This is a genomic window from Psychrobacter sp. CX16 (assembly GCF_057396245.1).
The window spans coordinates 139,743-157,608 of the sequence record NZ_JBXYJF010000002.1 but is presented as its reverse complement, the minus strand read 5'-3'; the positions used below and the strand labels follow the sequence as shown (position 1 = coordinate 157,608).

12 protein-coding genes are annotated in these 17,866 nt (G+C 43.7%); all 12 read right to left on the bottom strand.

The window, feature by feature from the left end; all coding sequences use genetic code 11:
- Nucleotides 1–53: 53 nt before the first annotated feature.
- On the bottom strand, nt 54–1,277 hold the full coding sequence (locus tag AC2SLM_RS01450; protein ID WP_486551530.1) for an enoyl-CoA hydratase/isomerase family protein: 1,224 nt from the start codon (nt 1,275–1,277) through the stop codon (nt 54–56).
- 126 nt (nt 1,278–1,403) lie between these two features.
- Complete coding sequence (locus AC2SLM_RS01445; RefSeq protein WP_486541593.1) at nt 1,404–2,186, bottom strand: enoyl-CoA hydratase; 783 nt, start codon at nt 2,184–2,186, stop codon at nt 1,404–1,406.
- 202 nt (nt 2,187–2,388) lie between these two features.
- A complete protein-coding gene (locus tag AC2SLM_RS01440) occupies nt 2,389–3,555 on the bottom strand; it encodes an acyl-CoA dehydrogenase family protein (RefSeq protein ID WP_486551528.1) in 1,167 nt (388 codons plus the stop codon).
- Between the two features lie 199 nt (nt 3,556–3,754).
- Nucleotides 3,755–5,242 carry a CoA-acylating methylmalonate-semialdehyde dehydrogenase gene (locus AC2SLM_RS01435; RefSeq protein ID WP_486551527.1) on the bottom strand — a complete coding sequence of 496 codons (1,488 nt, stop codon included), beginning with the start codon at nt 5,240–5,242 and terminating at the stop codon, nt 3,755–3,757.
- A 165-nt stretch (nt 5,243–5,407) separates the two neighbouring features.
- Nucleotides 5,408–6,796 (bottom strand): GntP family permease, encoded by a 1,389-nt coding sequence (locus AC2SLM_RS01430; RefSeq protein WP_486551526.1) that lies wholly within the window; start codon nt 6,794–6,796, stop codon nt 5,408–5,410.
- A gap of 97 nt (nt 6,797–6,893) precedes the next feature.
- The gene (locus AC2SLM_RS01425; protein ID WP_486551525.1) at nt 6,894–8,924 is read right to left on the bottom strand and encodes a propionate--CoA ligase; all 2,031 of its coding nucleotides are present in this window, start codon (nt 8,922–8,924) and stop codon (nt 6,894–6,896) included.
- A gap of 425 nt (nt 8,925–9,349) precedes the next feature.
- Nucleotides 9,350–10,564 (bottom strand): MFS transporter, encoded by a 1,215-nt coding sequence (locus tag AC2SLM_RS01420; RefSeq protein ID WP_486541601.1) that lies wholly within the window; start codon nt 10,562–10,564, stop codon nt 9,350–9,352.
- A gap of 308 nt (nt 10,565–10,872) precedes the next feature.
- Nucleotides 10,873–11,802: an SDR family NAD(P)-dependent oxidoreductase gene (locus AC2SLM_RS01415; RefSeq protein WP_486551565.1), complete on the bottom strand. Its 930-nt coding sequence runs from the start codon at nt 11,800–11,802 to the stop codon at nt 10,873–10,875.
- 487 nt (nt 11,803–12,289) lie between these two features.
- Nucleotides 12,290–13,567, bottom strand: coding sequence for an ATP-dependent protease ATP-binding subunit ClpX (clpX, locus tag AC2SLM_RS01410; protein WP_486551523.1), 1,278 nt, complete (start codon nt 13,565–13,567; stop codon nt 12,290–12,292).
- A gap of 134 nt (nt 13,568–13,701) precedes the next feature.
- Entirely contained in the window at nt 13,702–14,328 is a 627-nt protein-coding gene (gene clpP / locus AC2SLM_RS01405) for an ATP-dependent Clp endopeptidase proteolytic subunit ClpP (RefSeq protein ID WP_486541644.1), read from the bottom strand.
- A gap of 526 nt (nt 14,329–14,854) precedes the next feature.
- Nucleotides 14,855–16,192 (bottom strand): trigger factor, encoded by a 1,338-nt coding sequence (tig, locus tag AC2SLM_RS01400; protein WP_486541605.1) that lies wholly within the window; start codon nt 16,190–16,192, stop codon nt 14,855–14,857.
- Between the two features lie 404 nt (nt 16,193–16,596).
- Complete coding sequence (gene rdgB / locus AC2SLM_RS01395) at nt 16,597–17,256, bottom strand: RdgB/HAM1 family non-canonical purine NTP pyrophosphatase (protein WP_486551522.1); 660 nt, start codon at nt 17,254–17,256, stop codon at nt 16,597–16,599.
- Nucleotides 17,257–17,866: the final 610 nt, after the last annotated feature.

Genomic DNA, 17,866 nt, shown 5'->3' with positions numbered 1-17,866 from the left:
AAAGATAAAGAGTCAGGGGGTAAAAAATTAATTCAGGCGTAATCAGCCTTCAGTCAGTTTAGGGTCTGTTGAACAGCTAGGGCATTACGACCTAACCAGTCTTCAAAAATATGCTCGCCGGCAGGGTAGGGGTTTCTAAAGTGGCTAGCAATATAGTCATCACCCGCCTTATCTAAGCAGTTCTCTAAAGAGCGAGACCAGTTTGGATTTTTGTCTTTATCAATCAATAAAGCGCGAACACCTTCTTTGAAATCTGGATTATTTGCGCAGTGTACAGCAACATTGGCTTCTAGATATAGAATCTGCTCAAGCGATAAGTCTTTAACACGGTGATACAGCTCATAAGTTAGAGCAGCAGTTACCGGACAACCGGCACGGTAAGTAGTCAAGGCACGCTGCGCCCATTTATCTTGCGCAAAATCTGGGTCAAGTTTGGCAATAGCGTCATCGTCCTGTAGCAGGGCATCGATTTCTTTCAGGCCGCCGCTGACCATAAGCGCCTCAATGGTTTGCCAGTATTCAGCCAGTTTGCTAGGGGTTAGGTCGGCAGGTGTGTTTTGCGATAACGTGGCTACACAACGACTGGTTAGATGACTGGCTTCACTGGTGAGGCCATGCTTATTTGAGTCTGTGTTCCAATCCATTTTGCTCAAAGCATCGATGACTTGTGGGTAGCTGTCACTAGTTAGAGCATACTCGGCAAGGCTGGCAAACTGGGCGTCACTGCCATTACACAGGGCACCGGTTAAGCCTAAAAACAGTCCCGTTTTAGCAGGCATACGCTGCAAGAACCAGCTACCTGAGGCATCTGGGAATAAACCAATGCTAATTTCCGGCATGGCAAATTTGGTGGTCTCAGTCACAATACGATGGCTACAAGCGGCCATTAGGCCCATACCGCCGCCCATAATAATGCCATTGCCCCATAAGATAATCGGCTTGGTGTAAAAGTGCATTTGGCGGTATAACGCGTATTCACTACCAAAAAATTGAGTCGCATAAGGGTTTGGCATCGGCGGATTATCGAGCATACTGTCGTATAGTTTACGAATATCACCGCCGGCACAAAATGCTTTATCACCCGAACCACGTAGCATCACAGCGATAACTTTGTCATCATCTTGCCACTGCTTGAGCTGCTCACTCATTAGCTGACACATATCAACACTCAACGCATTAAGTGATTTGGGTGAATTTAATGTCATCTCACCGATCATATGACCTGAGTCGGTAGCGTGTGAGGCAAATAACACCGGTTTGTCATCTGGTTGCTGCATATTAAAATCCTTTTTTGATATTACTTCTAACAATTTCTTTGTCATCTTCCCTGACATAGCGAGCGTGGTTAGTTAAACATATTGAGCGTTACTGATTAAATACATTGCATTGGAGCCTTTTACAACTTATTTGTTGGTCCACGTCGGTTTACGCTTTTCTAAAAACGCATTTACTCCTTCGGTTTGATCTGCGGTATCAAACAGTTTAACGAACGCTTCACGCTCATTGATTAAGTTGTAAGCAGGCGGTGTGTGTCTTGCTGCTTGCACCAGTTGTTTGGACAAGGTCACCGAAACAGGCGATTGGTTGGCGACTTTTTGTGCAAGCTTTAATGCTGTATTTAAGCCTTCACCTTTTTCGACCACTTCTTCGACTAGGCCAATGCGTAGTGCAGTGTCTGCATCGACACGTTCACCACATAAAATCATACGCTTAGCCCAGCCTTCACCGACTAGCCAAGGTAGATTTTGAGTACCGCCGGCACAAGGTAGCAAGCCAACAGCCGCTTCAGGCAGCGCCATAACCGCATGTGATTCGGCAATACGAATGTCGCAGGCCAGAGCAGCTTCTAGGCCACCGCCCATGGCGTAACCGTTGATGGCTGCGATGCTCACACCCCGATAGTTTGATAGTGCTTCAAAGGCTTCGCCAAACGCAATTGCCATGGAGATGGCATTGCCTTTGTCACCGTCAGCAAAGGTATTGAGGTCAGCACCGGCTGAAAAGAATTTCTCACCATCGCCATGAATGACTAATGCATAGACTGAATCGTTGTTATTTAAGTCAGTCACCAGCTTTTTTAAAGACGCTAAGCTATCAGCCGTCCAGGTATGGGCTGGTGGATTATTTAAGGTAATAGTGGCCACGTGGCCATCAATTTTAAGATCTAGGTTGGTGTAATTACTCATAATATCCCTATTTTTTATATTAATATTTTATGTTTTTACTAAGCGACTGGGGCCATTTTTTATACTTCTGGCTTTATCTTTCAGACAGTGATAATAAATAATATCCAGTCGTCATACAGCTCAGTTTACGCATATTTCGTTATGACTATGTCAGCCCATAATGCGCTAGACAGTTTATTGATCTAACTAATTATTGAGCTAACTAACGTAAGCTATCTAACGCGTCATCACTCATCATTTTGCGTGATACGATGACACGCATAATCTCGTTAGTGCCTTCTAAAATTTGATGCACACGTAAATCACGTACATGACGCTCAAGTGGGTATTCGTTTAGATAACCATAACCGCCATGCAATTGCAGCGCCTCATTAGCAACTGCAAAGCTAAGATCAGTGGATAGGCGCTTTGCCATAGCACAGTAAGTGGTGGCATCTGAATGCTTTTTATCCACTTTACTGGCGGCTAGATATAGCATCTGACGGGCAGCGATAGTTTGGGTCAGCATATCAGCGAGTTTAAACTGCACCGACTGTAATTCGCTAATTGCACTACCAAACTGCTTGCGCTCTTGCACATAGTTTAGTGCTGTCTCTAGTGCGGCTTGAGCGGTACCGACGGCACAAATACCGATATTAATACGGCCGCCATCAAGCCCTTTCATGGCAAATTTAAACCCTTCGCCTTCATTACCCAGTAGATTTTTGGCAGGGACTTTAACGTCCTTGAAATGGATAGTGCGGGTTGGCTGTGCTTTCCAGCCCATTTTGTGCTCATTTTTGCCGTAACTGATGCCATCACTGTGCGCGTCGACTACAAAAGCAGACACACCTTTAGGGCCGGCATCGCCAGTGCGCGCCATAACTACTAATATATCGGTTGAGCCTGCCCCTGAGATAAAGGTTTTTTCACCACTGAGTAGATAATAATCGTCGCTGTCTTGTTTGACTGACTTAGTGGTCAAAGAACCTGCGTCAGAGCCGGCGTTGGGTTCTGTGAGGCAGTAGCTTCCTAGCAGCTCACCACTGACCAGTCGAGGAACGATGTCAGCACGGACATCATCTTTGGCATATTCACCAATCATCCAAGTGACCATATTATGGATACTGATATAGGCAGCAACAGCGGTGTCACCCCAAGCCAGTTCTTCAAATACTATCGCTGAATCAAGACGGGGTAGGCCAAGGCCGTCGTAATCTGGGTTGGTATATAACCCTAAAAAGCCAAGTTCGCCTGTTTTTTTGATCACATCAACAGGGAAGTGGCTGTTTCTATCCCAGTCGGCAGCGTTGGGTTTCAATTCCTTTTGGGCGAATTGGCGTGCCATTCTTTGGTACGCCAATTGGTCGTCGGTCAATGCAAAGTCCATGATGCATCCTGTTTAACAATTTATAAGGTGGTGCGTATGTAGTATAACAAGCAAAATCTGTTGTGGTAGATAATATATTAATGGTCTCAAATGATAATGAGGGGTAACTCGGTTAGCGATTGAGAGACTTATGGATATAAGTTTTACCCTCTCAATCGCTATCCTAGCGTCTATTTACTGTTTCTTGTTTATGCTAAAACTACATAGAGATGGTGGTATTTACCTTACCTTTACTCGCTTCATCATCAAACCAGCGCGCGGTGACCGTCTTGGTCTGAGTATAGAACTGTACGGCTTGCTTACCATAAGGACCTAAGTCGCCAAGCTTACTAGCACGTGAGCCTGAGAATGAGAACATTGGTAGTGGTACAGGAATCGGTAAGTTGATACCTACTTGACCCACGTCAATGTCTTGCTGGAATTTATGAGCGGCAGCACCAGATTGAGTAAAGATAGCGGTACCATTACCGTTTGGATTAGCGTTAATGATTTCAATTGCTTCATCTAGCGACTCGGCGCGCATGATACACAGTACAGGACCAAAGATTTCTTGGCTATAAATCTGCATATCGGTTGTCACATTATCAAAGATAGTTGGACCAACAAAGTTGCCGTTCTCGAAACCATCAACACGAATGCCGCGACCGTCTAATAACAGCTTAGCACCTTCATCCACACCGCTTTGAATCAAACGCTCAACACGCTCTTTGGCTTGTGGGCTAATCAGCGGACCTAAGTCTTTGTCGTTTTTGCCGGCAGATACGACTAAGCTTTCGGCTTTTGCTTTAATCTCATCGATCCAGTTTTTAGCATCACCAACCAATACCACAACCGACAGTGCCATACAGCGCTGACCAGCGGCACCAAAGGCAGCACCAGCTAATTGGTTTAGGGTTTGTTCTTTGTTGGCGTCAGGTAATATTACTGCATGGTTTTTCGCGCCCATCATACACTGAACACGTTTGCCGGCTTTGCTGGCACGGTCATACACATGATGGCCAACATTGGTTGAACCAACGAATGATACCGCTTTAATATCCGGATGATCACAAATAGCGTCTACGGTTGGTTTGCCGCCATGCACCACGTTTAAGACGCCTTTTGGCACGCCAGCTTCAATAGCCAGCTCGACCAGACGCATGGTTACCATTGGATCTTGCTCTGAAGGCTTAAGTACAAAGGTGTTACCGGTAGCAATAGCCATCGGGAACATCCATAGTGGAATCATCGCAGGGAAGTTAAATGGTGTGATACCGGCACAAACCCCAAGTGGTTGCCAAATACTATATGTATCAACGCCACGAGCGACATTTTCAACAAACTCGCCCATTTGCAGGTTTGCGATACCAGCCGCATGCTCGACCACCTCCAAACCGCGGAACACGTCACCACGGGCATCAGCGATGGTTTTGCCTTGTTCTGAGGTTAATAATTCAGCAAGCTCATCCATGTGCTCACGGATTAGGGCTTGATAGGTCAAAAATATACGTGCGCGTGTGGTAATCGGTGTTTTGCGCCAAGTTTTAAACGCTTCTTTCGCAGCCGCAACTGCCTCGTTGATTTCATCATTAGTGGTTTGTGGTACTTTGGCAATGACGTCTTGAGTTGCCGGATCGGTTAAGTCAATCCATTCTTGAGTATTAGAGTCGACGAATTGTCCGTTGATGAGTTGTTTAACTTGATGCATAAGATGTCCTTATCTTTGGTTATTGAAAAGGTTAGCGGTCTTCCTAATTAGGTGCCAACCTTGTGATAATTATAAAATTAATAATGATATAAATCGTATCATTTTACAAGGATTATTTTGTCAGATATATCATTACCTTATAGGCGGTGTAGATATGGAGCATGATTAGAATGAGCCAAATAGTGTGCCTAATAGCAGAATCACTATTAAAGTAAAAATAGGAACAATGACAGCAGTCACAAAAATATCTTTATAAGATTCTTTGTGAGTCAGACCACAGATTGTCAACATGGTGATGATTGCACCATTATGAGGTAGTGAGTCGAGACCGCCTGATGCTAGAGAGGCAATACGGTGCATCAGCTCTGGATTAACATTGTACTGTTGAGCCAATTGCATGTAGCTGTCGCCCATCACCTCTAAAGCGATGCCTAAGCCGCCAGAAGCAGACCCAGTAATACCAGCAAGGACGTTAACGATAATGGCTTCTGAGATAAGTGGATTACTCGGGGCTATACCCATTAAATAATGCTGAATAATAGCGAATCCGGCTAGGCTGGCAATGACTGAGCCGTAACCTACCTCAGAGGCGGTGTTGAAAATAGGCAGTAGTGAGCCAGTGGCGCCTTTATTTAAACTATCAGCCAAGCTTTTGATACGGGTTATGTTTAGGATAATCACAAACAAACAAGCGATGGCTAGAGACAGAATAATTGCCCACAAGCCAATCACTGAGCTTAACGAGGCCTCACCAAACAAAGTATCTGCCAGATAGCTGTTGTTCCATAACGGAATAATCATTTTGGAGAAAAAATAGTTACCGGCAACCACGATGATGATGGGCAGTAATGCCAACCAAAAGCTGGGGACATTGCTGTTCAAACTCAATTCTTTTTCATTAAGGGTATGATTGCCATAACCTTCGTTATGAGCATTAGCCATACTGACTTGACGATTCATCCACCACAGGCCACCGCCAAGCATCATGACTGACGCAATGAGTCCAAGGCCAGGTGCAGCAAAAGCATCGGTCTGGAAATAGGGCATTGGAATAGCGTTATGAATAGCAGGAGATCCGGGAAGCGCTGTCATGGTCAGGGTTAAAGCACCAATACTAATTGCCCCTGGTATCAGCCGTTTGGGAATATTAACCTCTTTAAACAAAGCAGCGGCAATCGGATAAATGGCAAAGGTCACCACAAATGCTGAGACACCGCCATATGTCAAAATGGCGCAGGCCAATACCACGGCTAGTAAAGCGTGTTTGTCGCCGAGCTTTTTGACGATATTGTGTGCAATACTGTAGGCATAGCCTGAGTCTTCCATCAGCTTCCCAAAAATAGCGCCTAGTATAAATAAGGGGAAGTATTTGACTGCAAAGCCGCCCATACCTTCCATAAAGACTTGGGTATAAAACCCCATGGCTTGACTGCCTTGACCACTTAGCACAACTGCCAAGACCGACAATACCGGTGCCAATACTAAAACGCTAACGCCTCTATAAGCGAAATACATTAGCAAAGCTAAGGATAATAAAATCGCAAAAATACTCATATTTAGCTCCTTCTAAATATTATTGTGAGTCTACGATGTTGAGCACATAAAAAACGTCATCCATGGCGCTTTTTATGTATCGTAATGGGTAATCCTATTAATAATTGTCTAATGCCGCCTTAACTGCATGAATCGCAGTGGGATCATCCAAGGTCGACATATCACCGGTGGCTTGACCTTCCGCTAGAGCGCGTATAGCACGGCGTAGGATTTTGCCAGAGCGGGTTTTGGGTAGGGCATATGGGAAATAAACCGCAGCAGGGCGGGCCAGAGACCCTAAAGACTTGGCAACGATACCAAATATCTGTTGTTCTACTCTAAACCTATTTTCGGTATCCTCAATTATCGACGGGTCACGCAAGATACAAAAGGCAATGGGTAATTCGCCTTTTAAGTCATCCTTGATACCAACAACCCCAACTTCTGCCACTTCAGGATGCTCGCTAATCGCCGCTTCAATCTCCTGCGTACCTAAGCGGTGTCCTGCAACATTGATCACGTCGTCGGTACGACCTAGGATATAAAAATAGCCTTCTTCATCCGTCGTTGCATAGTCGGAACTGGAGTATTGATTGCCATCAAATAAGCTGTAATAACTTTTGATAAAGCGCTCATCATTACCCCAAACGGTGGTTAAGCAGCCCGGAGGTAGCGGTGCTGAAATCGCTAACAAGCCTTTTTCACCAGGCGAGCAAGGCTCTCCCGTTTCTTCATTAAGCACTTTGGCATCATAGCCAAACATAGGGTAACCGGGTGACCCTGCTTTATGATCTTTATGATCAAACTTAGGAACATGGCTTAAGATAGGCCAGCCTGTCTCTGTTTGCCAATAGTGATCTATAATTGGCACCCCAAGATGATTTGAGAGCCATTCACCCGTCGGTTCATCCAATGGCTCACCGGCTAAAAAGAAGGACTTCACGCTGCTGGTGTTATAACGGGTTAGCCACGATTCATCTTGTTTTTTGAGCATTCGGATGCCTGTTGGCGCAGTAAACAGAATATTAACCTTATTGGCCTCGACAATGCGCCACCAAATCCCTGGGTTTGGATAATGGGGCAGACCTTCGTACATAATACTGGTCATGCCAGCGAGCAGCGGGGCGTAAATGGTATAAGAGTGTCCGACCGCCCAGCCAATATCAGAAATGGCCCAGAATGTCTCTCCTGCCTTGCCATCATAAATGTAGTCAATCGATGTGGTTAAGGCGACGGCATGTCCTCCCGTATCACGCTGTACGCCTTTGGGTGTGCCAGTGGTACCTGAGGTATAGAGTAAGTAGCAAGGTTCGTTTGACTCAAGCCAGACTGGTTCAACGACGGCTTTTGCGTCACAACTAATGCGGCGCTCTGTAGCATAGTCGACATCGATGGGTTGCGGGGTGTATGGCATGATGCCACGATTCACCACCAATACTTTTTCTGGTTTATGCGCCGCTTGTTCAACTCCTTGATTGACTAAGTTCTTATAATTAATCACTTTGCCACCGCGCAGACCGGCATCGACTGTGACCACTAATTTTGCTTGTGCATCATCCATACGCACCGCAAGGTTATGCGCTGCAAAGCCGCCAAATACCACAGAATGAATCGCGCCGATACGGGTACAGGCTAACATGGCGTACGCCGCCTCTAGAATCATCGGCATATAAATAATAACACGGTCGCCTTTACCAACGCCTAAGCGTTGTAGCACATCTGCGAAATAATTGACTTCTTTATATAAGCGGTTATAGGTGAGGCGACGCTTAGCATAGTCGGTGTAAAACTCAACATGATTGTCCAGCTCTTTAAAGGCTTCGGCAACACCAGGGTGATTGTCTAGTAGGTCTTGATTAATCTCAGAGGATACCCAAACAAAAGCATCCTGCTCGGCGCGTTCTTCTAAATGGCGATCGACACAGTTATAGCAGACATTGGTCTCACCACCGACAAACCATTTGGCAAAAGGCAAGTTGCTGTTATCAACAATTTGCTCAGGTGCTTTATGCCAATAGATGCGTTCGGCTTGTTTGCCCCAAAATGCTTCTGGGTCATTAATTGACGTGGAATACAGCTGAGAGAATGATTCGGTAGAATTAGGCTGATAATGGGTTTGGGTTTGGGTTGTGGTTTTGGCAGTAGTCATGGCGCTATCCTTAGCTATCTATGTTATGACTGTTTGATTGGGATTTTTAATTTAGAAAGTTTTAAATAGGCACTCAGGTTTCGTAAAACGTACCTCAATGCATCCTTATGGCATCATTCGCATTCCTTGCTAATGATGTTGTTTTAAATGGGTATATTCGATACAAAATATCTCATTTTAATTAAAATTTAATTTAACAAAGATATCTATGCTCGGTCAATACAAATTATAATTTTAATTGAGATAATTCAAAGTAATGGTTCAAAAGACGCAAATTCAATTCATTAGTGAGCTTACAGACTATAGTCGTAGGCAAACTAAAGAGCGACAGCGATAACCTCACTAAGCCGACAAAATAGAACCATAGCCATAGTGCTGCTTTAAGTATAAATTAAATCAAAGGAATGCGTTTGATGTGCTACTGGTTACGAATTAAGGGGCGTTTTAATCATGCCAAATCGTGCAATTAATAGAGCCATGAGCTGCATAAACAGTAGTGCCCAAACTGTATAAGTCCACTCGCCATGGGCATAAGCCAGTCCACATACCCATGCCCCAACCGTACCGCCAGCATAGTAAAACATATAATATAAACCTGAGGCCAGAGACCGCCCTTCATGCACATTGGTGGCAATATAGCCGATCGTGGCAGACTGAGTAATAAATACCCCTGAGGACATGACGCTGATACCGATAATAATCAACCATAAAGGGGCAGATAAGGTCATCAATACGCCCAACATCGACATAATAACGGCCACAACAATGGTTCGTGCTGCCCCAAAGCGTTGAAGTAACTTAGTTGATAACGGTGTGATAATGACTCCAAGTAAATACACGGTAAAAATATTAGCCAGTTGTCCCGTATCTAAATGGTAAGGCGTAGCGGCAAGGTGCAGGTTAATAAAGGTAAAGCAGCCGACCAGTGAGAAAAGCACACAAAAACCAAGTAAACCTGCCGAGAGCACATAGCGATTGGTCAGGTGACCAGCTAGCGTTGTCAGTGCGGTACGAAACTTGGGACTGGGGATAAATTTTTTGGAGGCGGGAAGGGTCTTGGCTACCCACAGTGCTCCGGCAAAGGTTAACGCCGCCATAATATAGTAAGCGATTCGCCAACCGACCCACTCATGCAGATGTCCTAAAATAAAACGCCCTGAAAAGCCGCCAAGCACGGTACCTGACACATAATATGCCATAAGCTCAGCAATCGCTCCGCCTTTGAACTCCTCTCCAAGATAGGCAATGGTCACCACCGTAATACCGGGAACAGATAGCCCTTGCAAAAAGCGCCAAAAGGTCAAGACCTCCACGCTACTGCTATGCGCAATTAAGGCGGTAGGTACCGCTAAAAATAGTAATGCCGCCACGATAATGGGCTTGCGCCCCATGGCATCAGACAACATGCCTAAAAAAGGAGACATGATAGCCACTGCCATGACAGTCGCCCCAACCGCCATACCGACTTGTACTTCACTGGCCCCAAAGTCGACCATTAATACCGGTAAGATGGATTGGATAGAGTACACCTGTAAAAAGGCGAATACCGCAATTAGCATTACCGTGGCTTTGAGTACCCAAGTTGGTGGCGGTGTCTGAGAAGAGGTTGCCGTTTCGGTTTTAGAGGTGGGTGTTTGCATAAAGTGACCAATGATATCCAAAGCAAAAACACAATCGGCTGGCATGAGCGCAGTCGATTTGATAACTGTTAACTATCGGTTTAAAAAGAACAGAACTGACGCAGAATTAGAAGCTACAGCAACTGGGGATATTTATTTACACTGTCTAATGATGGTGCCAGACATTCAATAAAAAATACCTAATTGCCTTCAAGCCTTTAAAGTCCTCTATTAAAACCCACTATTTTATAAGGCTTAACTTAAATCGGCTAGCCTATTAATGTCTCTTTTGCGCCAATAAAATGCGTTCGGTTCGTTTATTTAGCTGATTAACCCAGCTTACGCATCAGTGGATGTCTTTTTAGTTTGGAGATGGTCTTTGTTGCACGGTTCATCACTTGCCCATAATTTGAGGGGAAAGCGCGCTGCACCAAATCAAATAATTTTGCATCATCACCAATCAGACAGCGAGGTTGATTATTGGCGACGGCCATCAATATTATTTTTGCGGCCATATCAGGGTCAAACTTCAATAATCTATTGATTTTCTCTAAACCTTTCTCCCCTGTGGTCATTCCAAGAGAACTCACACTGTCATGCTCTCTGGCATTATTAGCAATATTGGTTTTAATACCGCCAGGGTGTACAGATGTCAAAGAGACGCCACACTTTTGAATATCCAGCTCTTGACGTAAGCTTTCATTAAATCCGCGAATGGCAAATTTGCTAGCGTTATACGCAGACTGAGCGGGTAGGGCGACAATACCAAACAAACTGGATATATTGATAATATGACCATGAGCTTGTTGATGAGTTTGCCGTTTAGAGTGAGCTTGTGGCTGGTTATTGGCGTCACTAACACTTTGTTTAATTAACGGTAAAAAGGCTTTGGTACCATACACCATGCCCCAGAAGTTTACACTCATGACCCATTCGATGTCCTCTATCGACTCGCCCTCGACAGTCGACGCTAAGGCTACTCCAGCATTATTAAAGATAAAGTTGACTTTGCCATGGTCTTTGAACACTTGATCTGCCCAAGCAAATACAGCCTCTTTATTTGCCACATCCAGCTGGGTTGCTGTTACCGTCACCTCATAGTCAGACAATAACTGCTCGGTTTCAGCTAGGTTATCAGAATTAATATCAGCGAGTGCTAAGTCGCACCCTGTCGCCGCTAAATTTAAAGCTAGCGCACGACCAATACCAGACCCTGCACCGGTAATGGCTGCTACATGTCCTTGATAAAAGCGGTTCATTAGCGTTTGATCGACATAAGGGGCCATGAAGGGCAGGATAGGAGAGAGTCGGTTGATAAGGGTTTTTGGGGACGTAAGCTTTGTAGTCATAATTGGACCCATTAATTAAAATAATACCTTTTCTATAATATAAACTATCCTTGTTAGGCTTAATAAACCGAGTCTCTTTATTAGGCTTTTTAAACCTAATATATGTCGCGTTTAGACTTGTCTTCCTCGATAGGTAAATTTCTAGATTTGGTATAAAGTAAGAATAATAATAAAGTTGATAAAATATTTAAGAGCTATTAGGCTGGTTAAGAAGTGTAAAGCGCTAGACATACTGACTATAATAGACCAGTTGCGAGACACCCACAATAAAAAACGCCTCTCTCATTGAGAAAGGCGTTCGTAAACTATTAAGTCCAATCGGCTAAATCAACCCGATAAAATGGAATAGAGCGGCGATGTCATTCGTACATTAGCCCCTTAGCTTGAAAACATAATACTAGGCGATTTTAGGTGTGACACCGTCATTGATAACCGTCTCATCAACCACTACAGATTTTGCATTTTCCATAGAAGGCAGTTCATACATAGTGTCTAATAACGCGTTCTCAACGATCGAACGTAAGCCACGGGCACCGGTCTTGCGCTCCATCGCTTTATGAGCGATCGCCTTTAAACCATCCTCGGTAAAGGTCAGTTCAGCATCTTCCATCTCAAACAGATACTGATACTGCTTAACAATGGCGTTTTTAGGCTCAGTCAAGATTTGCATTAACGCATCTTCATCCAGCTCTTCTAAAGTCGCAATCACAGGCAGTCGACCGATCAGCTCTGGTATCAGACCAAACTTAATCAAATCTTCTGGTTCAACTTGCTTAAACAGCTCAGACAACTGACGGCCATCGTCTTTCGCTTTCACTTCAGCGTTGAAGCCAATCCCTGTTTTTTCAGTACGTTGCTGAATCACTTTATCAAGACCTGAGAACGCACCGCCAACAATAATCAGAATATTACTGGTATCGACTTGAATCAGTTCTTGGTTTGGATGCTTACGACCACCGTGTGGCGGAATGGCGGCAACCGTACCTTCAATCAGTTTGAGTAGCGCTTGCTGTACGCCTTCACCCGATACGTCACGGGTGATTGACATATTCTCGCCTTTTTTACTGATTTTATCGATCTCATCGACATAGATGATACCTTGCTCAGCTTTCTCAACATCATAATCAGCCGCTTGTAGTAGCTTTTGTACGATGTTTTCAACGTCTTCACCCACATAACCGGCTTCGGTTAAGGTAGTTGCATCTGCCATGGCAAAAGGAACATCAAGCATACGGGCTAGCGTTTGAGCCAATAAGGTTTTGCCTGAACCTGTTGGACCAATCAACAAGATATTACTTTTTGATAGCTCAACCATAGCATCATCAGCGCCCAGCTTGGCTTGCTTAGCATCTTCTGCTAATTGAGCCGCTACTTTTAGACGTTTGTAATGGTTATATACCGCAACGGATAGCGCTTTTTTAGCGGTATCTTGACCGATGACATAACCATCTAAATGCTCACGAATCTCTTTTGGTGTTGGTAGCTTTTTGGATAACCAAGAGCTGGTTTGTTCACCGTCTCCCTCAGCACTGTCAATATCGCCATCTTCAATTAGGTCTGTGCATAGCGCCACACATTCATTACAGATATTTGCGTCATCGGCTGCAATAAGCTGTGCCACTTCATCTTTCTTTTTACCACAAAACGAACACTGTGGTGTTTTATCTTTAGCCATGCTTGGCGCTCCTTAATAATTACTCTAAAGCTATCTATATAAATTGCTCAATATGGTATCAGCAATGCCAGTAATCAGTCATTAATCGACTAATTACCGGCATCACAGCCTTCAAACATAATAGGTTTAAAGGTTTACTTTTCGTCTTCTGGACGACGCTCTAATACTTCATCAACCAAGCCGTATTCTTTGGCTTCTTGCGCGTCTAACCAGTAGTCACGCTCAACGTCTTTTTCGATTTTCTCTAATGGCTGACCGGTACGCTCCGCTAAGATACGGTTTAGACGGTCACGGATTTTTAATATTTCACGAGCATTAATCTCAATATCCGTCGCCTGACCTTGTGCACCGCCTGAAGGCTGGTGAATCATCACACGTGAGTTAGCAAGCGCATAACGTTTGCCTTTTTCACCGGCTGCCAATAGGAATGAGCCCATGCTATACGCACCGCCCATACAAATGGTTGATACGTCAGGTTTGATAAAATTCATGGTATCAAACATGGCAAGACCGGCGCTCACTGAACCGCCTGGCGAATTGATGTATAAGTGGATGTCTTTTTCTGGGTTTTCTGCTTCTAAGAACAGCATCTGTGCCACGATTAGATTGGCCATGTTGTCTTCAACTTGACCGGTCAAGAAGATAACACGCTCGCGAAGTAGGCGCGAGTAGATGTCAAAAGAGCGCTCGCCACGGGCCGATTGCTCGACAACCATAGGTACTAGTGCAGCTTGCGGTACGCTAACAGTCGCGTCACGCATATCTCTCAATACGGCATCATGGGCATCAACCAGCTTATCGAAATGAGGGTTGTTGATGATACGCTCGATATCTTGCTGGGTGTTTTGGTGATTCATAAATAATCCCTATGTTTGGTCAGTTTTACAATGTTTTAAATCGTTGTTTTTGATGTTAATGAAATTTTGGTGTTATTGAAATAAAGGCAACTAAGCTTATTTGCCGAACCCTCAATGTCTGCCTGCTTTAAGTCAATACTTAACTATCAAACGAGAAAAGGGTAGGCGGCTTACGCATACCTATATCATTGGTTTATATTTTGGGGTGTCTGGCAATAAATCAAGCGCTTAGCGCATATATCTTGCGTGATGACCCATAATTAACACATAGTTTAGCAATTTCTATAGGTCTATAGGCAAATTTCAACCTAAATAAAATCAGCAGAGACAAAAATGCCCCAACTTATCGAAGTTAGGGCACTTTTATTAAGCGTTATCCATTAGCTATTAACAGCTAAAGATTAGATGATTCATTTTATTGAAAAATGAATTACATCATACCTTGTTGTTGTGATGCTAGAAGTTCTTGATAGCTAACTTCTTTGTCAGTTACTTTGCTTTGATCAATTAGGAAGTCAACCACTTGATCTTCTAGTACGACAGATTCGATGTTAGCGCGTTGCTGTGCATCGTTGGTGTAGTATTCGATAACTTCTTGAGGATCTTCGTAGTTTTCAGCAGTTTCTTTAATGAAAGTATCCACACGTTCTTGATCTACTTTCATATCATTTTCTTCGATGATACGAGACACTAAGATGCCAAGGCGTGCAGCACGGATTGCTTGCTCTTCAAATAGCTCACGTGGCAACATATCTTTATCGATGCTGTTAGCGTTGCCGCCGAACTGCTGCGCAAAGCGCTGCATCATTAGATTACGCTGACGATCCACTTCTTGTTCAATCATAGCGCTTGGTACGTCAAATTCGTTTTTCTCAAGTAGCGCGTCAAAGGCTGCTTGCTTAACTTGGTTGCGTGCTGCGTTTTTGATTTCACGCGTCATGTTCTTACGAACGTCTGCTTTAAGCTGCTCTACGCCGCCTTCTTTTACGCCGAATAACTCAAGGAACTCTTCGTTGATTTCTGGAAGCTTAGATTCTTCAACTTTTTTCACGTTGATTTTGAACTGTGCTGCTTTACCGGCTAGGTTTTCAGCTTGATAATCTTCTGGGAAAGTGACGTCGATGGTTTTTTCATCGCCAGCGCTCATACCTTTGATGCCATCTTCAAATCCTGGAATCATTTGGCCGCTGCCTAGTACAAGTTTAAAGTCTTCAGCTGAGCCGCCTTCAAATTTCTCGCCGTCGATAGAGCCTTCAAAGTCAAAGGTTACTTGATCGCCCTCATCTGCTGCGCCTTCTTTATCAGCAAATTCTTGACGCTGTTTGCGAAGGTTTTCGATCATAGTATCAACGTCTTCATCATTGATAGTGGCGTTATGACGCTCAACTTCGATGTCGCTGATGCCTTCCACTTTGATTTCTGGGAAGATTTCAACAGTCGCTTGATATACTAAGAATTCATCTTCAAGCTTAACGTCATCGATGTTTGGCATGCCAACAGCACGGACGTCTTCTGCTTTGATAGCCTCAAACACAGTGTCACGGATTACGTCGTTAATTACTTCTTGCTGAATACCAGCGCCATACTGGGCACGGATATGTGAAACAGGCACTTTACCTTTACGGAAACCATCAATTTTGGCAGTTTTTGCCACATTGCGGATACGGCCTTCCACTTTGTTTTGAATCTGTTCAACAGGAACTTTAACAGTCAGTTGAGTTTGATTGTCGTTGACTTTGTTGGTCGTGACTTGTAGATCTTTTGCCATGGTTATTAACCCTGTATATTAATCGTTTGATTGTAATGATAAGCAATGTCCACTTTACAACGAAAATAGACTTCGACTATAAAGTAGCGGATTGCCAAGAATATAACGCTAAACTGGTTTTAATAAATATCACGCATATTATAAAGCACAGTGGCTGCCGTGCACTCTCATTTTATCGCTTAGTTATAGCGTCAATACCGCCATTAGTAAGTTAAAACAAGGATATCCAAAGATATCGGATGCCACAGACGTCTGGCTAAATAACAGCAAAATACGCACAACTTGCTCGATAGCAAAGGTGAGTTTGGCACTGCTATAAAATTATAAAAGTAGAACAGTATAGTCTATCAGCCAGTTAATGTAAAAATAAAGTAAAAATTGCGCACCTACATGGCCACAATTGGCTAAAAATCTGCTAACTGCGCCAGTAATTGCTTCATCGCACGGCCGCGGTGACTGATTTGGTTTTTGGTAGCAGGGTCAAGCTCGGCCGCACTTTTATTATAATCTGGCACATAAAACAGGGGGTCGTAACCAAAGCCGTGCTCCCCTTGAGGTGCCTTTAGTATCTCACCTTGCCACAAGCCTTGCGCAATAATGGGCAGCGGGTCATCAGCATGACGTACCAACGCTAGGACACACACAAAGTAGCCTTTAATAAGCTGGTCAGGATTTTGCTGGCGAATAGGTTGTAAGTTGTCAATTAACTTAGCATTATTCTTGGCATCATTGCCATGAACACCTGCATAACGGGCAGAGTGAATACCAGGGGCGTTACCTAACGCAGGCACACATAGACCAGAGTCATCTGCTATCGCAGGCAGTCCGCTAATACGACTGGCATGACGTGCTTTGATAATGGCATTTTCTACAAAGCTAAGACCATCTTCAATCGCATCTTCTATATTAAACTCACCTTGAGGGATAATATCGATATTAAGATTGGCCTCGTTAAACAGGCGCTTAAATTCAGCCAGCTTGCCTTTATTGTTACTGGCCAGTACCCATCGTACAGTTTGTTGTGGAGTAGGGTTGGTGTTGGGTTTATTTAATGATGAGGTCATAAAGCTATCCTATAGTATCAAAAGATATTCAAATATTGGCGAGGAGCTGTATAGGTTGTATAGAAAGGGGCCACAATTAATTCAAGCTACTGTAAGCCACTTCGAGCTATTTTGAACCACTTAGTTGTCTGGCCGTTATCTAGTCATAGATAACAAACTATGATTCTATTATTGCCATATTTAAATGAAATCCCAGTTAATGATTGATTTTATTTATCATAGTGATTAATAAATTAACGCAGTGATATAACATTCGGTAACTGAGTTTGCCGCATTGCTTTGCTATAGTATATAACAAGACTTAGTAATCAAACTTTTAACAGACACTCATGTAACTACTTAGTACAGTTAAGTGGAATAAATGATGTTTAACAAGTGTTTGAGGATAAGGATGTGGGCCTAATTGATTTATGCCAATAAAGGATTAAGTCTGCATATGTAGCAATTTAATTATCAGATATTGGCTTGTCTGTTTGAAACAGATGGCTAAGCGAATAGTTTGATAATTAACGAGTTGTACGATTTTAGGATTTTAATAACAACAAGCCACTTTAGCCTTAGTTGTTTACGACGAGTATGTCGCCTGTTCGAATATTGGCCTACTCTGAAT

Coding starts and splice junctions, on each gene's coding strand:
- clpX (WP_486551523.1), bottom strand. CDS start 13,567: ATGGCTAAAGATAAAACACCACAGTGTTCGTTTTGTGGTAAAAAGAAA.
- AC2SLM_RS01435 (WP_486551527.1), bottom strand. CDS start 5,242: ATGCATCAAGTTAAACAACTCATCAACGGACAATTCGTCGACTCTAAT.
- AC2SLM_RS01445 (WP_486541593.1), bottom strand. CDS start 2,186: ATGAGTAATTACACCAACCTAGATCTTAAAATTGATGGCCACGTGGCC.
- AC2SLM_RS01440 (WP_486551528.1), bottom strand. CDS start 3,555: ATGGACTTTGCATTGACCGACGACCAATTGGCGTACCAAAGAATGGCA.
- clpP (WP_486541644.1), bottom strand. CDS start 14,328: ATGCGTGACGCGACTGTTAGCGTACCGCAAGCTGCACTAGTACCTATG.
- rdgB (WP_486551522.1), bottom strand. CDS start 17,256: ATGACCTCATCATTAAATAAACCCAACACCAACCCTACTCCACAACAA.
- AC2SLM_RS01430 (WP_486551526.1), bottom strand. CDS start 6,796: ATGAGTATTTTTGCGATTTTATTATCCTTAGCTTTGCTAATGTATTTC.
- AC2SLM_RS01450 (WP_486551530.1), bottom strand. CDS start 1,277: ATGCAGCAACCAGATGACAAACCGGTGTTATTTGCCTCACACGCTACC.
- AC2SLM_RS01425 (WP_486551525.1), bottom strand. CDS start 8,924: ATGACTACTGCCAAAACCACAACCCAAACCCAAACCCATTATCAGCCT.
- AC2SLM_RS01420 (WP_486541601.1), bottom strand. CDS start 10,564: ATGCAAACACCCACCTCTAAAACCGAAACGGCAACCTCTTCTCAGACA.
- tig (WP_486541605.1), bottom strand. CDS start 16,192: ATGGCAAAAGATCTACAAGTCACGACCAACAAAGTCAACGACAATCAA.
- AC2SLM_RS01415 (WP_486551565.1), bottom strand. CDS start 11,802: ATGAACCGCTTTTATCAAGGACATGTAGCAGCCATTACCGGTGCAGGG.